1 protein-coding gene is annotated in these 319 nt (G+C 77.4%); it reads left to right on the forward strand.

Annotated features, from left to right (window positions below):
- Positions 1-319: hypothetical protein (locus GT042_RS31660; RefSeq protein ID WP_161312129.1), on the forward strand; the 319-nt coding region annotated here is incomplete at both ends.

A 319-nucleotide genomic window follows, 5' to 3' on the forward strand; every position in this document is an offset into this window, starting at 1 on the left:
GGGCGGCGCTCGTCGCCGCGGCCGTGCTGCTGCCCCGGGCGCTGCGCGCCGACACGATCGGGCAGGACCACGAAGTCACCGTCGCCGAGTGGTGGTCCACCGTCCGGCGTCCGCTGGCGTGCCGACTGGCCGCCGCCGCGACGCTGTTCGCGATGCTCTGGCTGCTGATCTGGTCCGGCGCCATGCTCCGGGTCGTCCATGACACCGGACTCGGCTGGGGCGCCCTCGACCCGGCCGACACGCTCACCGCCCCGCTCGCCCGCGCCGTCGGCACCGCCTCCGCCGTCCAGACCGGGCTGTGCGCGGTGGCGCTGGCCGG

It is taken from the genome of Streptomyces sp. SID3212 (assembly GCF_009865405.1).
Lineage (GTDB): Bacteria > Actinomycetota > Actinomycetes > Streptomycetales > Streptomycetaceae > Streptomyces.